The sequence below is a fragment of the Oceanidesulfovibrio marinus genome, from assembly GCF_013085545.1.
GTDB classification, from domain to species: domain Bacteria; phylum Desulfobacterota; class Desulfovibrionia; order Desulfovibrionales; family Desulfovibrionaceae; genus Oceanidesulfovibrio; species Oceanidesulfovibrio marinus.
The window spans coordinates 3,738,135-3,761,682 of the sequence record NZ_CP039543.1 but is presented as its reverse complement, the minus strand read 5'-3'; the positions used below and the strand labels follow the sequence as shown (position 1 = coordinate 3,761,682).

Genomic DNA, 23,548 nt, shown 5'->3' with positions numbered 1-23,548 from the left:
GCCGGAGCAATCGAGGTGGCCGCATTCCCTTTTCGGCCACGCCCGCACCAGGCATCGTCTCCGCCCTTCCCTCGCTTAACACATCAGGACGTACACAGCATGCTCGAAAACACCTTCTGCCATTTTCCCGGCATCGGCCTCAAGACCGAAGCCAAGCTCTGGAACGCCGGCGTCCTCACCTGGGACGACCTGGAAAAGGACGCCCCGGCCGGCGGCTCCTGGCCCGTGGGACCTGGTCGCCTGGCCACGGCGCGTTCCCTGCTGGACGCCTGCCGCACAGCCCTGGACGCAGGCGACGCCCGTGTCTTCTACCGCGACCTGCCGCCCCAGGAGCAGTGGCGCATATTCCCCCACTTCCGCCACAGCGCCGCCTACGTGGACATCGAGACAACCGGCACCGGCTGCGGCATGGACCACATCACCACCATCGCACTCTACGACGGCCGCGAGGTCAAGACCTATGTCCACGGCCGCAACCTCGAAGACTTTGTCGACGACATCGCCGCCTACGACCTGCTCGTTACCTTCAACGGCAAGTGCTTCGACGTGCCCTTTATCGAACGGGAGTTCAACTGCACCCTGGACCAGGCCCACATCGACCTGCGCTTCGTGCTCAAGGCGGCCGGCATCGGCGGCGGGCTCAAGAAAGTGGAGCATCAGCTCGGCCTCTCCCGCGGCGACCTGGACGGGGTGGACGGCTACTGGGCCGTGCTCTTGTGGAAAGAGTTCGAGGCCACGCGCGACGAAACCGTGCTCGAAACACTTATCGCCTACAACGTGGAGGACGTCATCGCCCTGGAGCTGCTGGCCGCCACGGCCTTCAACCTCCACCTGGAACGCACGCCCTTTGCCCACCGCCGCCTCGATCCCCCCCTGCCCGGCCTCAACCCCTTTGCCGCCAGCACCGCCGTGCTCGACACCATCCGGCGACGGTATTTTTATTAAGAAGCAGGCTTGAGGGACGCTGTCCTCCAAATGCAAGAGCCGATTGTCCTCAGCAATTACGCCGCAAGAATATAGTCCTTGCCGGCGCCCCAGCCATGGGCGTGGAGGAACTCTTCGATCTCGCCGGCCGCGCCGCGGCTGGCCACGTAGCTGACGGCGAAGCGCTTGCCGGGGCCGTCCAATTCGTCCCGGTGGATGACAGGCCGGCCGTGCACGGTCTTGCCCACCTTGCGGGGGTCGATGTCCACGTAGGCTTCGATGGTGACGCCGTGCGCCTCCAGCATATCCGCGCGCTTGCGGCTGATGCGGCCGGCGCCGATAATGGTGACGTTGGGATGGAAGGGATTTTCCTGTTCGAGCCAACGCGCCAGGTACTGCGCCTTGACGGCGTAGAAGGCGTCCACATCGTAGCGCGAATCGACCCGCGAAAGCCGCTCCGGCGGATCGCTCCAGGTGAGCAGATACTCCGGCACCTTAGCGATGCGCACGCCGCGGTCCATGAGCCTCAGCCACAGCTCGTAGTCCTCTGGAAAAGCGCCGTCGCGATAGCCGCCAGCGTCTAAAATTATGGACGTGCGAAACATAACCGAGGGGTGGGGCAGCGGCGACTCCTGGAAGCGGTGCAGGGCGATGTCCTGCTCGGCGACGTGGCGGTTGCACCAGTCCACATGGTAGGCGTACCCAGCCGCGGCCTCGGCGTCGCCGCCGAAGTGCACGAGACACCCGGCCACGCCCAGCTCCGGCCTGGCGTCGAGCAGTTCTTTCTGCCTGAGAAGCCGGTCCGGATGGCAGATGTCGTCGCCGTCCATGCGCGCCACGAGATCGCTGCGGCACAGGTCCAGCCCGCGATTCAGGGCCGGGACCAGGCCGAGGGGCGGCGTGGACTCCACGATGATGCGCGGATCACGGGACGCGTAGGCGCGCAGGATGTCCAGGGTCGCATCGCCGGAGCCGTCATCCACGGCAATGATCTCGAAGCTGTCCAGGGTCTGGCAGAGCACGCTGTCCAGGGCGCGCTCCAGGGTTGCGGCGGCGTTGCGTACAGGCAGCAGCACGCTCACCGCAGGGGCGTTGCTCACGCGGCCGGCTCCTGCCCCAGGGCGTCACGCACGCGGCACACGCCGCAGAGCTCGGCGCTGGTAGGGTAGCCGCACTGGGCGCAGGGGGTCAGCTCCGGGCCGTGCTCGGCCTCGCTGGCCGCGAAGGCTGGCCTGCCGGACTCCAGGAAGCTCTGGTAGAAGGAGAGCTTCTGGCCAGGGGATGCCTCTTCCAGGTCGGCCAGCAGCTTCTTGTGCCGGGTGAAGCTCGCGCCTTCGGAGTACGGGCAGGCAGCCATATGGTACTCGATGCCCGTAAAGAAGCAGTACGCCGCGGTCTCGTACTCGGAGATGCGCCACAGGGGCTTGACCTTGCGCGCAAACCCGCCCTCGGCAGGCAGCAGCGGCCCCTGGTCCGAAAGGTAAGCGGCGTCCCAGCGCAGGGTGTTGGCGAAGAGCCGAGCCACCTCGTCGTCCAGGTTGTGGCCTGTGGCCAGCACGGTGAAGCCGCGGTCCTGCGCCAGCTTGTTGAAGTAGTAGCGCTTCACCTTGCCGCACACGGAGCAGATGGGCCGGTGGATGCGGCGCTTAACCTCTGGGATGGGGATGCCCTCCTCCTCCAGCGCGACCACCACGAGGGGTATGTCGTGCGCCTGGCAGAACGCCTCCACCACGGCGCGCGCCTTTTCCGAGGAGCCCGGTATGCCCAGGTCCACGTGCAGGCCCGTGAGGTCGTATTCCATGGCCTTGAGCTCTCGTGCCAGGGCCAGGGAGTCCTTGCCGCCGGAGATGGCCAGCAGGATGGAGTCGGAATGGTCGAAAAGCTTCTGCTTGCGGATGCCGCGCTCCAGCTGGCGGCGGAAGAACTCGAGAAAGCACGGCTCGCAGAACCCCGCGTGGTGACTGGGCAGGGCGATCTGCGCCGGCTCCTTGCAACGGCTACATTTCATAGTATTTTGGTCTGATATGTTGCGGTTTGACGATTCCCGCGCCAATGCTGCGATAGAGGCTGCGGCTCGAACACTATTGCGTGAGTCGGGTGCGGACGTCTAGCCCCGGGAGGTAACCCGGCGCAGGGAAATGATCTCGTTGTTGCGAAGATGCAGGTCCGGCGTGAGCAGCCGGCGCTTGCCATCGTCGTCCTGCCGCTGCGGCTCGCGGATGACGAGCACGGAGCCCGGCCGCTCGCCCAGGCGGTTGAGCAGCTGCAGCACGGTGTTGGGCTTGGGGATCACCTGCTCCTCGCCATCCGGCTCGAAACGGATGGTGATGGTGCTAGCGGGTGTGCGTTCGATTTCAGGATGTATCACTTGTTTGCTGCTTCCACGGCTTTGTCCATGGCCGCGAAAGCGACCTGGAGTTCGATGACGAGCTCGGCGCGCAGAGCCTCGGACTCTTGCGCCGGCAAATTGTTGACTCCCTTTTCCAAGCGTTCGGCAAGCTGCCGGGAGGCCAGAGCGCCTACGGTGGCGGCGGCGCCCTTGATGGAGTGCGCCTGCTTGCGCGCTTCCACAAGCTCTCCGTCGGCCATGGCCTTGGCAAGTTTATCGAGCTTGAGCGGGGCGTCCAGCCGGAATGCGGCGTAGAGTTCCCCCAGCAGCTCCATATCGCCACCTAGCCTCGCAAGTGTCTCGGTAATTTCCAAATGTTCCATAACAATAATGATGGCGGCGGAAGAATTGGTCAACAATACGCCTACATAAATTTACCGACCATACGATTTTGCGCTGTTTGAAGCAAGTCGCGAATAGGGGTGCTCTCTGCACAGTCTCCATGGAATCCTGAAAACGCCTTGTCATCATTTCCCCCTTCTACTATAGTTCGCAATATAGGTAGTTCCGCCGCCCGCCATGCGGCATGAGGGTCCTGGCGGCTTCTGCATGGCATGGAGCACAAAGACACGTCTGGATACGGCACAAGGAGCTTGGGCTATGGCCGATGAGAAAAAAGTACTGGTTGTCGACGACGAGAAGCATATCCGCATGCTGTACCGCGAGGAACTTGAAAGCGAAGGATACGACATTGCCACCTCCGACGGTCAGGAAGAAATTCTCGATGTCATCGCTCGCGAGAATCCCAGAGTCGTCATCCTCGACATCAAGCTGGGCGCCAACCGCTCCGGGCTCGACCTGCTGCAGGAAATCCGCGACAAGGACCCAGACATCCCGGTCATCCTCTCCACCGCCTACGACTCCTTCCAGCACGATCTCAAGTCCGTCTCCGCCGACTACTACGTGGTAAAATCCGTGGACCTTTCCGAGCTCAAGAGCAAGGTCGCCCTGGCCATGGCCAAGGCGGCGAAACAATAAGCTGCACAACCCGAAGTACGCATCGCGCCCCGCCGTGCCCAGCATGCAGGCGGGGCGTTTGTCTTGCCCATATCGGGGCTTCGTGGTAGCCCTGCCTTCCCATGCCTGACATTGCAACTGCGATCCAATCGGTCGCCATCAGCTTCGTCCCCTTTTTCCTGGGGGTCATCTGCCACGAGGTCGCTCACGGCTATGTGGCCTATCGTCTTGGCGACCCCACGGCCAAAATGGCCGGCCGCCTGACGCTGAATCCCATCCCCCATCTGGACACCATGGGCACGCTCGTGTTCGTGCTCACTGCGCTTTTGCCCAGCCCCATCGTCTTTGGCTGGGCCAAACCCGTGCCTGTTGATCCCCGGCACTTCAAGAATCCCATGAAGGGGATGATGCTCTGCTCCGCGGCCGGGCCCGGCACCAACATCCTGCTGGCCATCATCTTTGCCCTTGCCCTGAAGTTCGTCACCCTCAGCGTGGACTCCGTAGAGGCGTTGCGCGCCAGCGCCGTGCTCTACCCGCTCTTCCTGATCTGCCGAACCGGCTTGTACCTCAACCTTATTCTCGCGTTCCTCAACCTCATCCCCATACCGCCGCTGGACGGCTCCAAGATCCTCATGGGCTTCCTGCCCCGCGATCTGGCCATCAAGTACATGAGCATCGATCGCTACGGACTCTTGATCCTGATCCTTCTGCTCGCCACCGGCGCGTTGGGCTACGTGCTCTGGCCGCTCGTTACGGGCTCGGCGCAGCTCATCCTCACCCTCGTGGGTCTGTAAGAGGCGCAGAAACGCACCCATCGTTTTTTCTGGAGGAAGCATGACTGCTTTGAATCGGCGTATTGTCTCCGGCATGCGGCCCACGGGACCGCTCCACCTCGGCCACTACTTTGGCGTACTCAAGAACTGGGTTGATCTGACCAAGGACTTCGAGTGCTTCTTTTTCGTCGCCGACTGGCACGCCATGACCACGGAGTACGCCAACCCGCAGCGCATCAAGGGCTTCGTGCCCGAGCTGGTCAAGGACTGGGTCGCTGCCGGCCTCGATCCTGCCCGCTGCACCATGTTCCAGCAGTCCAAGGTGCCCACCCACGCCGAGCTCAACATGATCTTCTCCATGATCACCCCCCTGGGCTGGCTGGAGCGCTGCCCCACCTACAAGGAGCAGAAGCAGCAGCTCATGGAGAAGGACCTGAACACCTACGGCTTTCTGGGCTACCCGGTGCTCATGGCCGTGGACATCCTGCTGTACCGGCCGGGCTCCGTGCCCGTGGGCCAGGACCAGCTGCCGCACCTGGAGCTCACCCGCGAGATCGCCCGCCGCTTCAACCACCTCTACGGCGACTTCTTCCCGGAACCCCAGGCCCAGCTCACCGAGCAGGCCAAGCTCCCGGGCCTGGACGGCCGCAAGATGAGCAAGAGCTACGGCAACTCCATCTACCTCCGGGAGTCCATGGACGAGATCCGGCCCAAGGTCATGAAGATGCTCACGGACGAGAACCGCAAGCGCAAGAGCGACCCCGGCGATCCGGACATCTGCAACCTCTTCCCCTACCACGAGGTCATGACGGACAAGGAGAAGCAGGCCGAGATCCGCGAAGGCTGCACCAAGGCCACCTGGGGCTGCGTGGACTGCAAGAAGCTGCTGCTGGAGTCCATGGAGTCCTTCCTGGGCCCCATCCAGACGCGCCGCGCCGAGCTGGACAAGGACCCGGACGCCATCTGGGAAATCCTCCGGAAGGGCGACGCCCACGCCATGGAGGAGTCCACCCGCACCATGGACGAGATCCGCGGGATTCTGAACTTTACCTAGAGCCGCACCGGCCTTTGTACCGTTCCACACACGCGGAAGGGAGCTGCCACCGAGCGCCCCTTCCGCGTTTTTTTGTTCGCGCGACCGCTGTTTCCCTGCCTTACTCCCGCGCAGCCTGTACGGCCGGATCCCTGCCCGGCGCCTGCCATGTCATCCGCACGGCTCCGTGGCTGGAAGTGACGATGAGCGGAATGTCCAGCTTCTGCATGGCGCTACGCAACTTCATGCTCGGCAGCCTCCACTGGTTGAGGTACCCGGCGCTGGCCACGGCGATGCGCGGCCCCACTGCGCGGTAGAACTCCATGTTCACGCTGGATGCACCGCCGTGATGCGGCGCGATCAGCACCTCGGCGGTGATGTCACGACCGGAGTCCAGGATGGCGCGCACGGCCTTGGCTTCTATATCTCCGGGCAGCAGAGCCAGCGGGTGGCCCCGCCACACCAGGCGTAGCACCAGGGAGGAGTCGTTGAGTTCGCCGGCCTCGAACTCCGGCGACGGATGCACCACCTCGAAGGAGAGGCCCTCGGCCAGGGGGAGGCTGTCTCCGGCAAAGGCAACACGCACCGGCAGCTTCCGCCGGGCCAAAATGGCCGCCAGCTCTTCACGCTCCTCCTGCGCCGCCACTGGCTCGCTGTTGCGCACGAACGCGCCCACATCATAAAGCCGCAGCGGGAAGAGCAGGCCCTTGAGGTGGTCGGTATGGCCATGGCTGACCACAGCGTACGCAAGCCGCGGCAGGCGATTGCGCGTCAGGTACGGCGAGACCACATCCTCGCCAGCGTCGAAGAAATCGGAGCGGAACCCACCGCCATCCACCAGGGCGCGCACCCCACCCGGCCCCTCCACCAGGACGGACTGCCCCTGCCCCACGTCCAGGATAGTGAGCGAGACGGCCTCCGAGCGCATGGCCTGGATGCCGGCCAGGGCCGGCGGCGCGACCATGAGCGCGACCCCCACACAGGCCAGCGCCTGCCAGCCGCGCGGCAAGTGGTCCCGGCCGGAACGCCGCCGCTCCAGCCAGAGCAGCGCCAGCACCAGCAGCAACCACCAGCCAACCCACGACGGCCACGTGGGCCGCAGTGTGACCACTGTGCCGAAAAACCCGTGCCCGTCCAGCCAGCGCAGCCCGGCCGCCATGCCGTCCAGCAGCGTTGCCCCGAACCCCAGCACGTGCGCCGCGGCGTACTGCGCCGCACCCCAAGACCACGGCAGCGCGGCCAGGGCGAGCCCCAGAACGAGCACCGGCATGATCAGACCGCCCAGCAGAGGCAGCCAGATGATGTTGGCTAAAGGATTGAGCGGCAGGTTGCCGAAGTACCAGACGCGCAGCGGCAGCGTGGCCAGGTGCACGGCCAGCGTGACCAGCAGGAAGCCGAGGAGATAGCGCCAGCTCCGGTCAACCCAACGCCGCCAGCGGGGTTTTGGGGAGCCGTCGCCGGAGGGCTTTGGTCCGGGCAGGAACGGTACGACGCAGGCGATGCCGGCTACGCTGGCGGCGGAGAGCACCAGCCGCAGGTCGCCGGTCAGCTCCGGCGTGGTGAAGCAGATGACGGCCAGGGCCAGAAAGAGTCCGTCGATGATCACGGACCGCCGGCCCATCCACAGCAGGATGCCGAAGAATATGAACATCACGGCGGCGCGGACCAGCGAGGGCGAGCCGCCGCCCAGCCAGACGTAGACCAGCGCCAGCACACACGCCAGAAGCGCGGCCAGCCGCGCCCTGGGAACGCGCAGATAGATCCCCGGCCACAGCCAGCCGGCCAGGAACGCCAGCCCCGCGCCGATTAGCGCCATGCAGGCCACATGCAGCCCGGACAGGGCCACGGAGTGGGCGAGGTCGGCCCGCTTCATGAGCGTCATGGAGCCGGCGTCCAGGAAATAGCGTTCTCCCAGGAGCAGCGCCGCGGCCATGGCTCCGCCGGGTGAAACCGCCGCGCCGTCCTGCGACTGCCACGTGTCTGCGGCCGGAGCCCACGTCCAGGGCGCGCCGCGGGCAATGAGATGGCGAAAGACCTTTTCCCGCACGGCCAGCCGCGCCTCCCACAGCGCGTCACCGCGCGACAGCAGCATGGCCTCGGCCTTGTCGCCCACGGAGAACGCCGTGTAGAGCACGCCGCGACTCCGCCAGTACTGCTCGTAGCCATCGCCGCCCGGCTGGTTGGCCAATCCGTGCAGGGGGCGCAGCCTGAGGGTTGCCACGATGCGCGCGCCTTCGGCCGGGATCACCGGCGGATCGAGCCACGTCCACCTGAGCGCGCCGGGCATGGCCTCGGCGGAGCCGTCCTGATGAATCCGCTCCAGATCGTCCAGCACGATGCGCAGCCGGCGTCCGGGCCGGGTCACTGCCTCGGCGATGCGGCCGCGCAGGCGCACCTTCGGCCCCTGCTCCACCCATGCCGGGGCGGCGGCTGCCTCTGCCTGGCGCGCTTGCTCAGTATGGAAGGACCATGCCCAGCCCAGGCCGAACACCGCCACGGCGGCCACGGCCAAGGCTACACGATGCCTGAGTGGAGCCGCCCGGCTGCCGATGATAAACCACAGTAGCAGAACCAGCCCGAGCCCGGCGGCCCACGGCGCGGCAGCGGCCAGGAACCCGGCCAGCGCCGCGAGCAAGAGCTGTTGCCAGCCTAGAAGCGGAACGAGCGCCGGGCGGTCCATGAATTGTGCCAGAGTAAGGCGGATTTATTCCTGTTCCCGCCGCACCTTCGCGCCCAGGGCGTTCAGCTTGGCGTCGATGTTTTCGTAGCCGCGATCCAGATGGTAGATGCGGCGGATGGCCGTCACCCCGTGCGCAGCAAGGGCCGCCACCACCAGGGAAGCGCTGGCCCGCAGGTCCGAGGCCATCACCGGCGCGCCGGTGAGCGCTTCCACCCCGCGCACCACGGCTGTGCGGCCGGAGAGCTTGATCCGCGCCCCCATGCGCACGAGCTCCTGCACGTGCATGAAGCGGTTCTCGAAGATGGTCTCCTCGATGACGCCGGACCCTTCGGCCAGGGTCATCACAGCCATGATCTGCGCCTGCATGTCCGTGGGGAAGCCGGGGTACGGCAGCGTCTTCACATCCACGCACTTGAGCCTGTCGGCCGCGGAGACGAAGAGGCCGTCCTCGCGCTCCTCCAGCTTCGCGCCCATCTCCTCGAACGGCGCGAGCACCGCCTCCATGCTGTCCACCGGACAGTTTTGTATGAGCACCTCGCCACGTGTGATGCACGCCGCTGCGAGGTAGGTGCCGGCCTCGATGCGGTCGGACATAATGCGGTACGAGGCGCCCTTGGGCTGGCGAAGCTCGGAAACGCCCTCGATGGTGATCTCGCTGGTGCCGTGGCCGGTGATTTTAGCTCCGCCCTGGATGAGGAACTCGGCCAGGTCGCAGACCTCGGGTTCGCGGGCCGCGTTCTCCAAAATCGTGGTGCCCTCGGCCAGGCTGGCGGCCATCAGCAGGTTCTCGGTGCCGCCCACGGTGGGGAAGGGGAAGGCAATGTGCGCGCCCTTGAGGCCGTCGGTAACGCCCTCGATGTAGCCGGCGTCCAGATTGAAGGTCGCGCCCATCTTCTCCAGGGCGGTCAGATGCATGTCCACCGGCCGGGCGCCGATGGCGCATCCGCCGGGCAAGGCCACGGAGGCTCGTCCCAGGCGCGCCAGCAGCGGCCCCAGACACAGGGCCGAGGCGCGCATGGTCCGCACCAGTTCGTAGGGCGCCTGGTAGGCGATCTCGCAGGGGTTGGCGGTGACGTTGCCGGCGTCGTCCATCTCCGCCGGGCAGCCCAGCACCTCCAGCAGCTTGAGAGTGGTGCCGATGTCCCGCAGCCTGGGCACGTTGGTGTAGTTGACAGACCCGTCCATGAGCAGGGAGGCGATGAGAATGGGCAGGGCCGCGTTTTTCGAACCGCTGATGGGCACCGTGCCGGACAGGGGTCCGTTGCCTTCCACAATGAGTATGTCCATGAATGATCCCGATTAGTTGCGTGTAATTGGTTACAGAAGCGCGTCGCTCACGTTTCAGGTCTTGACCGCGAGGCTCCTCTTGGTTAGTTTACCTTCTTCTTTACGGCGGGAGTAGCTCAGTTGGTAGAGCACACGGTTGTGGCCCGTGTGGCCGTGGGTTCAAGTCCCATCTCTCGCCCCATTCGAAGATCCAAGGCCGTGGCGCATGCCGCGGCCTTTTTCTTTGTCCGGTCTATAGAATCCAATGGCGGCCCGCAAGGGAACCACCCTTCTGTTTGCACAATCTTCACGCGCGCCGTCCCCCCTTGCGCAATGACTGCATCAGGGCCCTGGACTCGGCCACGCCCAGCCGCAGCGACGCCGCCATGTACCCAGCCCCGCACAGCGGAATGATCGCGATGACCGACCACCGCCGCCATGACGGCGGCAGCACGCCGCACATGGCCCACGCTGCGAGGAAGACCCCCACCGAAAGCACGGCCGGAACAAAAGCCCGGCGGACAATGGCCCGCCAGACTGGAGCGTGAGCCTGCTCGCCGCTCGTGCGGGACACGGCGCGCGCCTGCACCAGGAAGACGAACCACGACGCCAGGGCTCCGGCGCCGGCCAGACCGGCCGCTCCCTGCCAGGCCATGGCCGGCCAAGCCAGCACGGCAAAGCAGAGCATGCCGGCCACCGAGGCCACCACCGCCTGCCGGATCATGGCCGCAGCAAAGAGCACCGCCACCAGCGCACGGCTGGCGGCCAGCGCCGGCAGGCCGATGACGAACCCGCGCAGGGTGCCCGCCGTCATGCCCGCGGCGTGGGCGTCGAAGGCGCCGTGCTCGAACAGCAGCGAGGTGATGGGCCCGCTCAGGGCCAGGAGCCCGGCCATGGCGGGCAGCGTGAGGAAAAGCGAGAGCGCCACGCCGTCCTCCCAGACCTGGCGGAAATCGCTGTGCCGTTTCTCCGCATGGTGCGCGGAAAGCCGCGGCAGAGTCGCCGTGGCCACGGCCACGCCCACAATGCCCAGGGGGAAATGGATGAGCCGGTCCGCAAAGTAGATGGCCCCGACCGATCCGGACGTCATGGCCGTTGCCAGGATGGTGGCCGCTACGATCATGGCTTGGAAGGAGGACGAGCCCACGAGCACCGGACCCAGCCGGCGGAGCATGGCCTTGGCCTGCGGATCACGAAGATCGGCCGGCCCGAGGACGGAGAAGCCGAGCCGCCGCACCGCCGGGGCCAGGATGACAAGCTGCGCCACGCCGGCGATGCTGACGCAGGCCGCGATGACCAGCGCCGTATCCCAGCCGGCAAGCACGGCCAGCACGCCGCCGGTAATGATGCAGAGGTTGAACACGGCCGGAATGGCGGCCGGCAGGAAAAAGCGGTCCCGAAAGTTGCACACCGCGGCAAGCAGCGCCACGGCTGCTATGCAGACCAGGTACGGCATCATCAACCGCATGAGCGCGGCCATGCGGTCGAGCTGCGCCGCCTCGAAACCGGGTGCGACCAGCTCGGCCAGGGGCCGCGCCGCAATAAGGATGACCACGACGGCGGGCACGAACCACAGCCCGATGCGCAAGAGGAACGAGCGCGCCAGGTGTTGCGCGCCATCCCAGCCGTCCCGGGCCTGGCGCTCTGCCAGCGCCGGCATGACGCTCAGGCTGAGGGCTCCCTCGGAGAAGAAGCGCCGCACCACCAGGGGGAAGCGGAAGGCCGCGAAAAAAGCGTCGGCCAGCGGCCCCACGCCCAGCACGGAGGCGATGATGATATCCCGCACAAAGCCGAGCAGCCGGCTGGCCATGGTGGCAGCGGCCACGCTGGAGGCCCGCACCGCAATCGCCTCGGCGCCGTCCTGTTTTACCGCGCCTCCGGCTCCGGCCGCCGTCGTCTCTGTCTGCTGAATGCCTTCATCCATGTGGGATCGCACCGGAAAAGATATGTACTCCCGTGGGTGATTGTCGTAAATTACAAGTATGTCCCACGAAGAAATCCGCGTCTACGGTTATGTGAAAGGCCTGCCCTCGGAAGGGTACATCGCCCTGCTCAACGGCCTGGAGGGCTCCATGTTCCAGATGGACTGTCTGGAGCACGAGGGCGACACCCTGAACGTGGAGTACGAGGGCCCGTTCTTCCTCATCGACGACTTTCTGGAAGCCCTGCTCCCGCTGCTGCCGGACACGGCCGAGGGCAGGATAGACTACATCGACCACCACGCCTGGGAGATGGTGCGCTACACCATCGAGGGCCGCGAGGTACGGCCCAAGAATATCAACCTGAACTCGGTGCTCGAAAAGTACCACCAGGAGTAAACCGCCGCCGGGCTACTGCCGGATTGCATTGAGGCAACAAAAAAGGGGGCGATTCCCGCAGGAACCGCCCCCTTTCTCATTGTGTGGTTACTTCCCGCCCTGGCGTTCGTGGCGTTGCCAGGCCTGGTCCATGAAGGCTTCCAGCTGAAGCTGCATGGTGGGCGACGCCGTGCCGTCAAAGGGAATGGACATGGTGGGCGCGCCGGTCCTGGAGGTAATGGTCCGCAGGATGCCGGTGACCACCGTGCCGGGCATGCAGCCAAAGGGAATGGCGTTGACCACGCCAGCCGCGTTGCGCTCGATCATGTCCAGCGCCTTGCCCACGGAGAGCACTGCCTCACCGCGGAAGGAGTGGTGCAGATACGGCATTGCGTAGTCCAGCACGACCCGGATGTCCGGCTCGTAGATGTGCTCGGCATAGGATGAGACCTGGTGCTCGATCTTCTTGCCGATGCGCTTCTGGAAGAAGTCCTTGAGGGTGAGCTTGGCGTAGCGCCCGAACTCCCGCATGCGGTGGGCATCCTCCTGGGCGCACCAGTTGAGGTAGAGCACCCACTCGTCGATGGGGGTCAGCCAGATCTCGGCGCCCAGACGCTCCAGGCTGCGCACGAGGTCCTCGTTGGCATAACGGTTGGAGCGCACGTAGATCTCGCCGAGCACGCCCACGACAGGCTTCTTGGGTGCGGTGGTGTCGCGCAGGTCCGAGAACTCCTCGCCGATACGCTTCATCAGGCCGGGGAAGTCGGGCTTCTCGGCCTTCATGGCGTCCACCACCCAGCTCATTATATGGGTGTGGAGCTCGTCTGCCGAGCCTTCCACCTTCTCGTACGCCCGCGTGGCCAGGTGGACCTTGGTCAGCAGGTCCATGAGCACGAGGCCCTGCCAGCAGCGCAGCGAGAAGTCCTTGCCCACGGCGCCCAGCTCCGAGTAGAGCGAGCTGTCCTGCACGGGCGAGAACAGCGGCACGTCCTCCAGACCGTTGCGGTTCATTATGAGCCGCTGCATGAGGTTGTACTGGCCAAAGCGGCAGGGACCAGTGCCGCCCCACATCAGGAAGGCGGACTTGTCCGGTTTGAAGTCCGGGCTGGATGCCTTGGTGAGGATGTCGCCGGTGGTGAGGGCGAAGGGGTAGCACTCCTTGCCTGTCACGTGCTTGCGGCCCAGGGAGAGGGAGGCGTCGGAGGTCTCGGGCAGCACCTCGGCGTCCATGCCGCAGTAGGCGAAGGCCGCCTTGAGCGCCACGGCGTGGTCGCACATGCGGGGTATGAACACCGTGCGGCCGCGGCCGGACTGGGCCACAACGCGAGAGCCCGCCGCCTTCAGCGGATCGTGCAGCAATGGCCTGCTGTCGGCCACAGGCTCGGCCTCGGCTTCCATACGCGCTTGCATCTCCAGGCTGTCCAGAAACGCCTCGCAGCGGGTGATGACGCCTGCGTCTGCCGAGTGCTCGTCGATCTCGATATGCAGGTACGGCTTGCCGGCCATCTCCTGGTCGAAGTACGGCTGGATAAAGGAGTCCGGTCCGCAGGAGAAGTTGCCGATGAACAGGGCGTTGAGGTGCGGCGTCTTGTGCACGAACCGGCCGGCGCGCAGAATCCGCTGGCCGCTACGCCAGTACATGCCCGGCCAGTCGTCGTAGATCTCCTCGTCCGGCAGGAAGTCCATGGGGATGGCCTGGACGTTCAGCGTTGCCAGTTTCTTGGGAATCTCCAGGTTCATGCCCATGTCGAAGGCGTTGTAGGGACGGCCCACCACTACGAGGCTGCGCACACCCTTGGCGGCGTCCTCATCCACGTGGGACAGCACCTCGCGGCCCTTGTCCTGGATGGACTGGCGGAAGGCGTCCTGCGCGGCCTGGGCCTTGCCCATGGCGCGCTTGAGCTCGGACGATGCAACGCCGAGCGGCCCCAGCGCCTTGAAGAGCTCCTGATGGAGATGTCCGGTGCCGTACTTGTGGCGCACAACCGGGGTGACGATGCGGTTCGCGATCTCGGGGTCGAGGGTCTCGCTCAACCCGGCGCGCACCTGGTAGGGGAAGGACTGGGTCAGCGGGCAGGCGTGGCCATAAGGGTACGGCTCTTCCGGCGTGGCCATGTTGGTGAAGCTCGGCAGGAAGATGGTGTTCACGCCCTGCTCGACCAGCGAGACCACATGGCCCAGCGCAGCCTTCACCGGGAAGCACGTGTCGGCCAGGGTGGCCTTGACGCCGAGGCCCACCACGGGCGGGCTGGTGAGCGGGGAGATGACGACCTCGAATCCCAGCTCCCACAGCAGCGTCGTGTAGTAGGGCATGAAGTCGTGGAAGAAGAAGACCCGCGGAATGCCGATGACGCCCCGCCGCGCCGGCGCGTTCAGCGCCTTGTGGCGGGCGGCGTACTCCTCTTGGGGCTTATGCAGCGCATCCACGCGGAAGGCGAAGAGATCCTCGATATCATTGCCCGCGCCGCGGCGGATGTCGTACTTTTCGCAGCGGCCGCCGTAGAAGAGGAAGTTTTTCTCCCCCTCGATGCGGATGCGGTTGATCTCGCAGTGGTTCTCGCAGCCCTTGCACTCGAAGGACGACTGCGAGTACTCCCGCTCCGCCATGGACAGGCCCTTGAACCGCGAGTCCGATCCCGGATTTTCGCGCATCACGTCGCGGGCGATGAGGCCCATGCCGATGGCGCCGGTGTTGTCGTGGTGCGGCGGCACCGTGACCTGCAGCCCCAGGAACTTCTCGAACGCGGCGACAACGGCCTTGTTGAAGGCGGTGCCGCCCTGGAAGAAGACGTTCTCGCCGATGGCCCGGCCCGAGACCACGCGGTTGATGTAGTTCTCGACAATGGAGTAGGCGAGGCCGGCCAGCACCTCGTCCTTGTTGGCGCCCTGCTGCAGCGAGGAGCGCAGGGAGTTCTCCATGAACACGGTGCAGCGCTCGCCCAGACGGCAGGGGGACTCCGCCGCCAGAGCCAGCTCGGCGAACTCGTCCTTGATATGGATGTCGAGCTTCTCGGCCTGCTCCTCCAGGAAGGAGCCCGTGCCGGCGGCGCACGCCTTGTTCATCTCGAAGTCGGTGATGATGCCGTCACGCAGCTGGATGTATTTGGAGTCCTGGCCGCCGATCTCGAAGATGGTGTCCACCTTGGGGTCCATATGCACGGCGCCCATGGCCTGGGCCGTGATCTCGTTCTTGACCACGTCCGCGCCCACGAAGTCGGCGATCATGTAGCGGCCGGAGCCAGTGGTGCCCACGCCGCTGATGCGCACGGTGGCCGGCATGTTGGCGATTTCCTCGCCGATCTCCCGGAGGCCCTGGCGCACGGCCTCGATGGGCCGCCCGGCAGTGCGCAGATAGCGCTTGGCCAGCAGGTTGCCTTTCTCGTCGATAAGGGCGAGGCAGGTGGAGATGGAGCCGATGTCGATGCCCAGGTAGGCATCCACCTCGCCGTCCTCCGCAGTGAGCTCGCGGATGCGCTCCAGGCGCTCGCGCGCCTCCTCGGAAAGATGGCGCTTGGCAAAGTCGTCGCTCTTGCCCACCAGGGGCTCCAGACCGTTGCGCGACCAGATGTACTTCTCCTTCAGGGCGCGCAGCTTCTCATCGTCCACGCGCACGGCCGTGCCTTCTTCCATGGCTTTCATGGCCGAACCGATGGCGCCCATGGCGGTGACGTGCTCGGGAATGAGCAGGTCTTCCTCGCCCAGCACCTCGGAGAACGCCGTGACCATGCCCTTGTTGCGGGCCACGCCGCCCATGAAGGCCACGCGCGGCCGCAGCTTGCGGTTGCGCACGATGGAGCCCTGGAAGTTCCGCGCCACGGAGAAGCACAGACCGGCCACGATGGCTTCCACGCCGGTGGCGATCTGCTGCAGGTGGATCATGTCCGACTTGGCGAACACGGAGCAGCGGCCGGCAATGCGCGGCGGCGGAGCCGCGTCCTCGCCGCGGTTGGTCAGATACTCGTAGGCGAGGTCGGAGAACTCCTCGATGGTCAGGCGCAGGCGCTCGGCCTGCTGATCCAGGAAGGAGCCTGTGCCGGCGGCGCACACGGAGTTGAGCGCGAAGTCGTCAATAGCCCCATCCTTGATAAAGATGCACTTGGAGTCCTCGCCGCCCATCTCCACGATGGTCTCCACCTCGGGGTAGAGGGCCATGGTGGCCGCGGCGTGTGCCAGGAGCTCGTTGACGTGGGGCGCGTGCAGACGCGAGGCGACGTACTTGCCGGATGTTCCGGTAAAGGCAAGCTCGGCATCGGGATAACGGGACAGCAGGTCGGGGAGTATCTCAAGAAACTTCTCGAGCGGCCTGCCGAAATGGCGTTCGTACGACGTTTCAACAATTGCGCCTTCAGAGTCCAGGACAGCTACCTTGACACTGACAGAACCGGCATCGAGACCGATGACGTGCGACATGAATCCTATCCTTCGACCCCTGTGAGACGTCTCGCGCGCCTTCGGGGTGCAGTGAATTTTGTAGTGACCGTCCAGAAAGAAATACTTTAACGGAGGCGCGCCACAATAACCGTATAGGGAGGACGTGGCAACCCGCACGGGGAATTGCCGTCGTCATTTCTTCGATGCCGTCGATAGTAAGTTTCAGCGACTTTGCACCGAAAGCCATCTGGTCCCCGCCCGTATCTGCACACTTGGCAAGGCCTTTGCATCTGTTCTCGCAAGCCATGCCGTGGCTGAGATCCGCATGGGCGAGGCCCATGTACACAGATAAACCAAACGGCGCAGGAGGCAAGACCCATGCTCTTTCTGTTGGGCAATTCCGAGAAGAAGCAGCGCAAATCGCTTGAAAACAACGAACATTATCAACGTGTTAAAGAGCTGTTCAGCAACGGCAGATTTCCTGTGGTGACCACGGAAACTATTGAGGACAAGGACATCGAACGGGTGCTCGGCCTTGTCGCCTGCCGAGGCTATGACTCCGAAGAGGCCTTTTTCGGCATGGCGATGCGCGCCGTGAACAAGGGCGCCCAGGGAATCGTGGGCTATCAGGAGAATGTCGCCTTCCATCCGGACGGTTCCCGTTACTTTTCCTGCTATGGCACCGCTGTCCAATTTGTCAAAGAAGCAAAGGCTGTTGCGCGTAAGAATCTTGAGCTGCCCCAGTCCAAAAACGCACAGACAAAAGGTGCCGCCAAGTCCACGATTCGCGCACGAGCCTGAGTTTTGACACCCTGTTGGAGCCTGTCTAACCGTAGTGGTTCAAGCCTCAAAATCTTGAAACTCTTTATCGACAGCGACGAGCTCTTATAACACTTTTTTTGATCTTCTGAAATCCTTTATCGATAGGATTAAATATGCTTGCCTTGGCAATCCCGGCATCCCGGTTTTCAGCAGTATTTCCTATCGATAAAGGGTTTCGTTGATTTATTGACCCTCACGGCGCCCTCCAACTACTCATCCGCCTCGAAGTGTGTTAAATTTTAGACAGTGACGCCCTTCCGCTCCTTGCGAAAACGAACCCGCAATGAACGCCAAAGGAGGATAGCATGCCCCAGGAAAATCAGACTCGGATCATCATGTCCCTGCGCGACGGCACTGTGGTCAAGGGCCAGGTGAACCTCAAGGTGTACAGCCCCATGGGTCGTCTTTCCGATGGCCTGAACCGCGCCGAAGATTTCATCGTGCTCACGGACTACATCTTCCTGTATCCGCCGAATCATTGCGCCGAGGAAATCGCCAACAAGGAAGCCCTGTTCATCAACAGGATGCAGATCGTCTGGGCCACGCCGCTGGACTGACGCCACCCTTGGCAGACCTGCTGCCACACGGTAGACCACTCCGAATTGCCAGATTGTTTTGATGGCCCGATTCACCCGGCCCGACTGGCGGTCCGGCGTGCTTTTTTGCGCGGCTCTGAGCGCCGCGGCGACACGGCAGGAAACCCGACGCGAATCATCCCATGAACAAAGACACCGCCGTGACCGTTGCGCGCTTTTTGAAAGAGGCGCGCTGGCTTCCCGACACGCCCGAACCGATCGTCGCCTTCCTTGCCGCCGGCGAGTACAACGAGAACTACCGCATATCCGCGTCCGGCGGCGAGTACGTCTTCCGCATCAACCACGGCAGCCAGATCGGCCAGACGCGTCAGATCGAGTACGAGTACACCGTGCTCCGGTTGCTGGAGCCCTCCGGCGTCACGCCCCGGCCCTGTTACTGCCGGCCGGACGCCCCGGGGCTTGGCGGCGTCCTGCTCATGGAGTACCTGCCCGGCGGCCCGCTGAACTATGAACGCGACGCCCAGGACGCGGCGCGGCTCTTTGCGCGGCTCCACGCCCTGCCCTCCCCGGCCTGCGACATGCAACGCCTTGGACCGGCCGCCCTGCCCGCCGTCCGCCTGGGTCCTGATGGCCCGGAGCACGCGCCCCCGGCCCTGGTCATCCAGCAGACGCCAGTGGCCGACATTGCCGCCGAGTCCTATGGTTTGCTCACGCGTTTTCCAGACCACGCACGCAGAAACGACGTGGGCCGACGTATTTTTGACTACCACGCCGCAGTTCTTGCACTGGCCAGAGAGGCTGACCATCTCTTTGCCGCGGAGCCGCTCATCCTCGTCAACACCGAGGTCAACTCCGGCAACTTCCTCGTGCACAACGGCGCCGTACGCCTGGTGGACTGGGAAAAGGCCGTGCTCTCCTGCCGCTACCAGGACCTCGGCCACTTTCTGGTGCCCACCACGACCCAGTGGAAGACCGACTACGTCTTCTCGCCCGATGCGCGGCGGGCCTTCCTCAAGGCCTACCTGGACGCCCTCCACGAGTACGGCGGCGTTCCCGAGGGCGGGCTCTCCCTGGACGAGCTGGACGAACGGACCCGCATCATGGAGCGCACCATCCTGCTGCGCGCCCTGTCCTGGTGCTACATGGCGTGGCACGAGTACACGAGCCGCGACCGCTCTCTGACCAACGAGCATACCTTCCGCACCATAGAGCGCTATCTGGATCAGACCGACGCCATCCTCGGTGCGGCGTAGCTCCCAACTCCACGCAAGCGTAGCGCAGCTTGATCCCTGCTGCGTTGCGAATATTCCGGATCCGGCGCAGCTGCTCACCGAATTATCACCTCGTCGTATTCCCATCTTCCTGCGAAATCGTGTACAGTTGTAGTAGACCTGTCCCGTTGGCGGCGCCCGATGCGCCGTTGCAGCGGCGTATGCACTCGTTTCCATTAACAAGGAGGACCCCCCATGTTGTCGCCATACCAGACGAACCACGATCGCCGTCATTTTCTGAAAACCATGGCTGCAGCCGGTGTGGTTGCCGCCGGCGCCGGGCTGGGCGTGACCGCCATGCCCTTTACGGCGCGCGCCGCCGAGATCGAGCTGCCGAAGCTGCCCTTTGCCGAGAACGCGCTGGAGCCCGTCATCTCCGCACGCACCATCAGCTTCCACTATGGCAAGCACCACGCCGGCTACGTGAAGAAGACCAACGCCGCCATCAAGGGCACCCCGCTGGAAAGCAAGAGCCTTGAAGAGATCATCATGGAGACGTCCAAGAACCCGGACCAGCAGGGGATATTCAACAACGCCGCCCAGGTCTGGAACCACACCTTCTACTGGAACTCCATCACGCCCGGCGGCGGCAAGCCTGACGGCGCGCTGCTGGAAAAGGTCAACGCGGACTTCGGCAGCCTGGACGACTGCAAGAAAGCCCTGGCCGATGCAGCGGCGAGCCGGTTCGCCAGCGGCTGGGCCTGGTTGGTCATCGACGGCGGCACGCTCAAGGCCATCAACACCATGAACGCCGACACGCCCATGGTGCACGACATGACGCCACTGCTTACCATCGATGTGTGGGAGCACGCCTACTATCTGGATTATCAGAACCGCCGCGGCGATTACGTGTCCGGCCTTCTGGACAAGCTGATCAACTGGGATTTCGCGTCCAAAAACCTGGAAATGTCGTAAAAATCAATCCAGCAGCTATGCGCGTCCAACGCGCTAGCTTTTTGACATGTCGCACACCGGGGCCGCCTTCATGGCGGCCCTTTTTTATGTGATGGCGGCAGACCAGATACGTTCGCCGGAACTGTTTCACCGCGGTGCTCGCTGAAGGTCGCGGATAATGTTGGGCTGCAACGAAGCAGCTCAACGCTATCCAAAGGAGCGAATCATGGCCGCGATACGCTTAACCACACCACTGTTGACCGATAAAGATGAAAAGATCTATACTAAGAATCCGTTTACGAAATGGCGCTGGAAAGCCAACCCTGGCGCATGCGCGACTTGCCGCGATCGTGATGGCCATACATACTATTACCACGACGTTCCAAAGCGGCCGCACCCCAACTGCAAGTGCCGGGTGGAGGTGGTAGAGGAAGAGCAAACTATACAGCAGTATGAGCCTCTCGACAGAATCCCTTGGCCGAATTATTCGGTAAATATCAGAGGAACTGCTACAATGATGACAGTTGGAGACGTCGCCACTGCTTGTTTTCTGATGTGTAATATCTCAACAGCATGCATCCCTGAAAAGCGTGTGGCAGATGATCTTATTAAGGGGAGGCAATATAACGGCGTTTATAAAGCCACGTTGTCTGGGCCAGCATTCGCAACCCCAATCGGGATTACGAATTTCAAAATAGAGCTATATCCGACATGTACATCGTGTAGCTATAAAACACCACTCCATGCTATGGAAGGATGGGCAAATGTACTTGCAGTAGGGGGAGCGTTCAGTGGTGCTGGGTATAGTGCCAGTATATTTACCCTGGGAGCTACAAAAAGCACATCATGGAATGGGCACCAAGAAGGGCTGGATGCAAGTGTAGGATGGTACGGCGGTTGGGGCTATATTGAATCTTACACTTCGTTTGAGTGCGGATACCAATGACACATAGAGGTAAAAAATATAACATGGCTGTTGTAATTGTAATTGGACTACTTATTAGCCTGCAGATACTTGACAAAAGATGGATCTGTCTTTTTGGACCTCTTGTAGTCATGTGTATAGGTGTTCTCTGGGCTACAGCATCCCGATATTGTGAAGACTCGAAGGCGGCTGAATTTATTGTTAATATGTCATTTATGTCTAGACTCTTGGGATTCAGAAGGTACCTTCTGTACGCCGGAATCTCTGGGGTGTGCTTTGGTGCTGTTTTCCTCTGTTTAAACTTTCCAGACATTGTTGGCCTTGCCGCGATATATAATTTGCATTGGAGTATATTATATTTTTTTGCTTCTATTGTATTTGGTTGCTTTCTGACCGTATTGATTCTTTGAGGTCTTCAGTTGAAATCATGTTCCCCATGCTTGTGTAATATGTCGCGGCGGCATACGTTATCATGTTTGTAATTCTTATTAACCATGAGCAACATAACAAATCAAGAGTACACTGGGTTACATGGACAAGAAAGTAATCAATGCTCCTAATTCATTCTTTCTGATTTTCGGAGCACTTTCCTTGCTATAAGGTATTTGGTTATTTTGTGCCCCGTTATATGCTACATGGAAGTATCATCACACGGTCTTTCCCTCCCCTCAGTGCGAGTGTTTTTGCGATCCTATGTATGTCAGCGGGATCACTAAGCCTCTGGTCTTATTTCAGAAGACGCAAAAAACACATTTCCACAGCCAAAGACATGATCTGTATCCGATGTCAAACCGTGTATCTCCCCGATGGAACAGAACGCCTCACCTGCCCCAAGTGTGGTGGCAAACTCGAACCTATCGAAGGTTTCTACGAGCGCCATCCCGAGCTCAAGGATGAGTAGCTGTGTTGGGATGCGATGGTCACCCTGTTGGATAGCTCCTTTTTTCGTGACGTTATCGTGTCTTTTTGTCCGGGTTCCTACCGCTGCCGTTGACCCTGCCGACGTAATTCCGTATACTTTCCTGATTCAGAAAGTATTCATGTTTCCAGTGTGTTAGCAATCTGCAGGCATTGCGCGGTGTGTACGGTCTTCTCCTCCGCGCCCATGCTCGGGGGGAGACCATGGTCTTGCAGCAGTATACGCGCTTTGGCGCGCTCACCTTTCTTGTGGTTGATGACTCCATCACCATGCGCCGATTCATCAAGCGCTGCCTGCGCGAGTTCGGCGCCGTGAGCATTCACGAGTCCGAAAGCGCAAACGCCGCCTGGGGCGCGGTGTGCGCCGGCGGCGTGGACTTCATCCTCTGCGACTGGAACATGCCCGGAACGAGCGGCATCGACCTGCTGGCCCGCGTACGCGAGGACCCGCGGCACAGCTCGCTCCCCTTTCTTATGGTCTCGGCGGAGTCCAAGCTCGAAAACATCATGGAGGCGATTCAGAACGGCGTCTCCAACTACCTGACCAAGCCCTTCACCAAGGACTCCCTGGCGCGCAAGATTATCGCCATCCTCGACGCCTCGGCCGCCGACACGAGACCCGATTCCTGTCAGCGGGACGCATACTCCAGCGCGTCGTCCTGAGCAGATCTAGATTCGAACAGCGTACAGCAGCGGCCAGTTTTTGCCCGTCACCAGCAGTTGCCCTGCGGCGCCGTCCCAGGCCAAACCATTGGCCACGCCGTGGCTCGCTCCTTTTTTGGCCAGGTCCTCGCGCAGGGGCGTAAGGTCCAGCCACGAGAGCAGCCGGCCCGTCTGCGGCTCGATGTACGCCACCTGCCATGTCTGCCAGACATTGGCCAAAAGCGCTCCGGGCACGAGCTCCAGCTCGTTCAGCTCCTGGACCGGGCCGCTTGCGCCGCGAGCGGTCACGCTTTTTTGCAACGCAAAGTCCCTGCTCCGGGTGGCGATGTCGGCGCTGCCGTCGCTCATGTAGAACTGGCGGCCGTCCCAGACCAGGCCCCAGCCCTCGCCGCGGTAGGAAAGCTGCCCGGTGGGCCGCAGCGTTGCAACATCATACAGAAAGGCCGTGCCCTCCTGCCAGGTGAGCTGGTAGAGGGTCTTCCCGGCCAGGGCCAGCCCTTCGCCAAAGTACTCATCCGGCAAAGGCCGCCGGTCCAGAACACGACCCGTTTTCCAGTCCACCCGCCGCACGTCCGATTGTCCGTAGCGCCCTGTTGACTCAAAGAGCACGCCGTCCTGGAGCAGGAGCCCCTGCGTGAACGCCTCGGGGTCGTGGTCATGCACGGAAAGGACGCGCACGCTCCGCACAGGCACCGTTCCGGCGCACCACGCCCTCGCGGACATCCCCAGGCTCGCCATGCCAAAAGCCGCCCCGCCGGCCATGGCCATAAACCGCCGCCGGCTGATCCGGCCGCTTTGACTATGCATTGTCTTTCGGTTCTCTCGGCGC

Annotated in this window: 20 protein-coding genes and 1 tRNA gene; 12 read left to right on the top strand and 9 right to left on the bottom strand. The window is 63.0% G+C overall.

The window, feature by feature from the left end:
• Positions 1 to 99 precede the first annotated feature (99 nt).
• Entirely contained in the window at positions 100 to 945 is an 846-nt protein-coding gene (locus E8L03_RS16590; RefSeq protein WP_171267965.1) for a ribonuclease H-like domain-containing protein, read from the top strand.
• Between the two features lie 56 nt (positions 946 to 1,001).
• Here the strand turns inward: E8L03_RS16590 and E8L03_RS16585 are convergent, their stop codons facing one another.
• The 4 genes from E8L03_RS16585 to E8L03_RS16570 all read right to left on the bottom strand — a co-directional run bounded on the left by E8L03_RS16585 (position 1,002) and on the right by E8L03_RS16570 (position 3,588).
• Positions 1,002 to 2,024, bottom strand: coding sequence for a glycosyltransferase (locus E8L03_RS16585; RefSeq protein WP_171267964.1), 1,023 nt, complete (start codon positions 2,022 to 2,024; stop codon positions 1,002 to 1,004).
• On the bottom strand, positions 2,021 to 2,932 hold the full coding sequence (locus E8L03_RS16580) for a TIGR00269 family protein (protein WP_144307217.1): 912 nt from the start codon (positions 2,930 to 2,932) through the stop codon (positions 2,021 to 2,023). Before E8L03_RS16580 ends, E8L03_RS16585 begins: the two co-directional genes overlap by 4 nt.
• 99 nt (positions 2,933 to 3,031) lie before the next feature.
• Positions 3,032 to 3,292, bottom strand: coding sequence for a hypothetical protein (locus E8L03_RS16575; RefSeq protein ID WP_244963550.1), 261 nt, complete (start codon positions 3,290 to 3,292; stop codon positions 3,032 to 3,034).
• Positions 3,289 to 3,588, bottom strand: a complete 300-nt coding sequence (locus E8L03_RS16570; RefSeq protein ID WP_167512644.1) for an Hpt domain-containing protein — start codon at positions 3,586 to 3,588, stop codon at positions 3,289 to 3,291. The genes E8L03_RS16575 and E8L03_RS16570 overlap by 4 nt, the downstream gene beginning before the upstream one ends.
• A gap of 325 nt (positions 3,589 to 3,913) precedes the next feature.
• Here E8L03_RS16570 and E8L03_RS16565 point away from each other — a divergent pair, with 325 nt between their 5' ends.
• The 3 genes from E8L03_RS16565 to trpS all read left to right on the top strand — a co-directional run bounded on the left by E8L03_RS16565 (position 3,914) and on the right by trpS (position 6,097).
• Entirely contained in the window at positions 3,914 to 4,291 is a 378-nt protein-coding gene (locus E8L03_RS16565; RefSeq protein ID WP_144307215.1) for a response regulator, read from the top strand.
• A 101-nt stretch (positions 4,292 to 4,392) separates the two neighbouring features.
• The gene (locus E8L03_RS16560; RefSeq protein ID WP_144307214.1) at positions 4,393 to 5,064 is read left to right on the top strand and encodes a site-2 protease family protein; all 672 of its coding nucleotides are present in this window, start codon (positions 4,393 to 4,395) and stop codon (positions 5,062 to 5,064) included.
• Positions 5,065 to 5,104: 40 nt separating this feature from the next.
• A complete protein-coding gene (trpS, locus tag E8L03_RS16555) occupies positions 5,105 to 6,097 on the top strand; it encodes a tryptophan--tRNA ligase (protein WP_144307213.1) in 993 nt (330 codons plus the stop codon).
• 100 nt (positions 6,098 to 6,197) lie between these two features.
• Here trpS and E8L03_RS16550 read toward each other — a convergent pair whose 3' ends face one another.
• Both E8L03_RS16550 and murA read right to left on the bottom strand, forming a co-directional pair.
• Positions 6,198 to 8,756 carry a DNA internalization-related competence protein ComEC/Rec2 gene (locus tag E8L03_RS16550; RefSeq protein ID WP_171267963.1) on the bottom strand — a complete coding sequence of 853 codons (2,559 nt, stop codon included), beginning with the start codon at positions 8,754 to 8,756 and terminating at the stop codon, positions 6,198 to 6,200.
• A gap of 24 nt (positions 8,757 to 8,780) precedes the next feature.
• Complete coding sequence (gene murA, locus E8L03_RS16545; RefSeq protein ID WP_171267962.1) at positions 8,781 to 10,043, bottom strand: UDP-N-acetylglucosamine 1-carboxyvinyltransferase; 1,263 nt, start codon at positions 10,041 to 10,043, stop codon at positions 8,781 to 8,783.
• A gap of 105 nt (positions 10,044 to 10,148) precedes the next feature.
• On the opposite strand from murA, the gene E8L03_RS16540 reads away from it, so the two are divergent.
• Positions 10,149 to 10,224: transfer RNA gene (locus E8L03_RS16540), tRNA-His, on the top strand.
• 105 nt (positions 10,225 to 10,329) lie between these two features.
• Here the strand turns inward: E8L03_RS16540 and murJ are convergent.
• Entirely contained in the window at positions 10,330 to 11,946 is a 1,617-nt protein-coding gene (gene murJ / locus E8L03_RS16535; RefSeq protein ID WP_171267961.1) for a murein biosynthesis integral membrane protein MurJ, read from the bottom strand.
• Between the two features lie 58 nt (positions 11,947 to 12,004).
• Here murJ and E8L03_RS16530 point away from each other — a divergent pair, with 58 nt between their 5' ends.
• Complete coding sequence (locus E8L03_RS16530) at positions 12,005 to 12,340, top strand: hypothetical protein (protein ID WP_144307209.1); 336 nt, start codon at positions 12,005 to 12,007, stop codon at positions 12,338 to 12,340.
• Positions 12,341 to 12,427: 87 nt separating this feature from the next.
• On the opposite strand, the gene E8L03_RS16525 is transcribed toward E8L03_RS16530, so the two are convergent.
• On the bottom strand, positions 12,428 to 16,729 hold the full coding sequence (locus tag E8L03_RS16525) for an acyl-CoA dehydratase activase (protein ID WP_144307208.1): 4,302 nt from the start codon (positions 16,727 to 16,729) through the stop codon (positions 12,428 to 12,430).
• Positions 16,730 to 17,068: 339 nt separating this feature from the next.
• Between E8L03_RS16525 and E8L03_RS16520 the strand changes: the two genes are divergently transcribed.
• The 6 genes from E8L03_RS16520 (at position 17,069) to E8L03_RS16495 (ending at position 22,719) form a co-directional block, all read left to right on the top strand.
• Positions 17,069 to 17,491 (top strand): hypothetical protein, encoded by a 423-nt coding sequence (locus E8L03_RS16520; RefSeq protein ID WP_235896740.1) that lies wholly within the window; start codon positions 17,069 to 17,071, stop codon positions 17,489 to 17,491.
• A gap of 326 nt (positions 17,492 to 17,817) precedes the next feature.
• Positions 17,818 to 18,069: a DUF6812 domain-containing protein gene (locus E8L03_RS16515; protein WP_144307207.1), complete on the top strand. Its 252-nt coding sequence runs from the start codon at positions 17,818 to 17,820 to the stop codon at positions 18,067 to 18,069.
• Between the two features lie 161 nt (positions 18,070 to 18,230).
• Positions 18,231 to 19,301: an aminoglycoside phosphotransferase family protein gene (locus E8L03_RS16510; RefSeq protein WP_171267960.1), complete on the top strand. Its 1,071-nt coding sequence runs from the start codon at positions 18,231 to 18,233 to the stop codon at positions 19,299 to 19,301.
• A 213-nt stretch (positions 19,302 to 19,514) separates the two neighbouring features.
• Positions 19,515 to 20,234 (top strand): superoxide dismutase, encoded by a 720-nt coding sequence (locus E8L03_RS16505; RefSeq protein WP_171267959.1) that lies wholly within the window; start codon positions 19,515 to 19,517, stop codon positions 20,232 to 20,234.
• A gap of 205 nt (positions 20,235 to 20,439) precedes the next feature.
• Positions 20,440 to 21,159 (top strand): structural protein, encoded by a 720-nt coding sequence (locus tag E8L03_RS16500; RefSeq protein WP_171267958.1) that lies wholly within the window; start codon positions 20,440 to 20,442, stop codon positions 21,157 to 21,159.
• Positions 21,160 to 22,260: 1,101 nt separating this feature from the next.
• Positions 22,261 to 22,719 (top strand): response regulator, encoded by a 459-nt coding sequence (locus tag E8L03_RS16495; RefSeq protein WP_144307203.1) that lies wholly within the window; start codon positions 22,261 to 22,263, stop codon positions 22,717 to 22,719.
• A 6-nt stretch (positions 22,720 to 22,725) separates the two neighbouring features.
• Here the strand turns inward: E8L03_RS16495 and E8L03_RS16490 are convergent, their stop codons facing one another.
• Positions 22,726 to 23,526, bottom strand: a complete 801-nt coding sequence (locus E8L03_RS16490; RefSeq protein ID WP_171267957.1) for a glutaminyl-peptide cyclotransferase — start codon at positions 23,524 to 23,526, stop codon at positions 22,726 to 22,728.
• Positions 23,527 to 23,548: the final 22 nt, after the last annotated feature.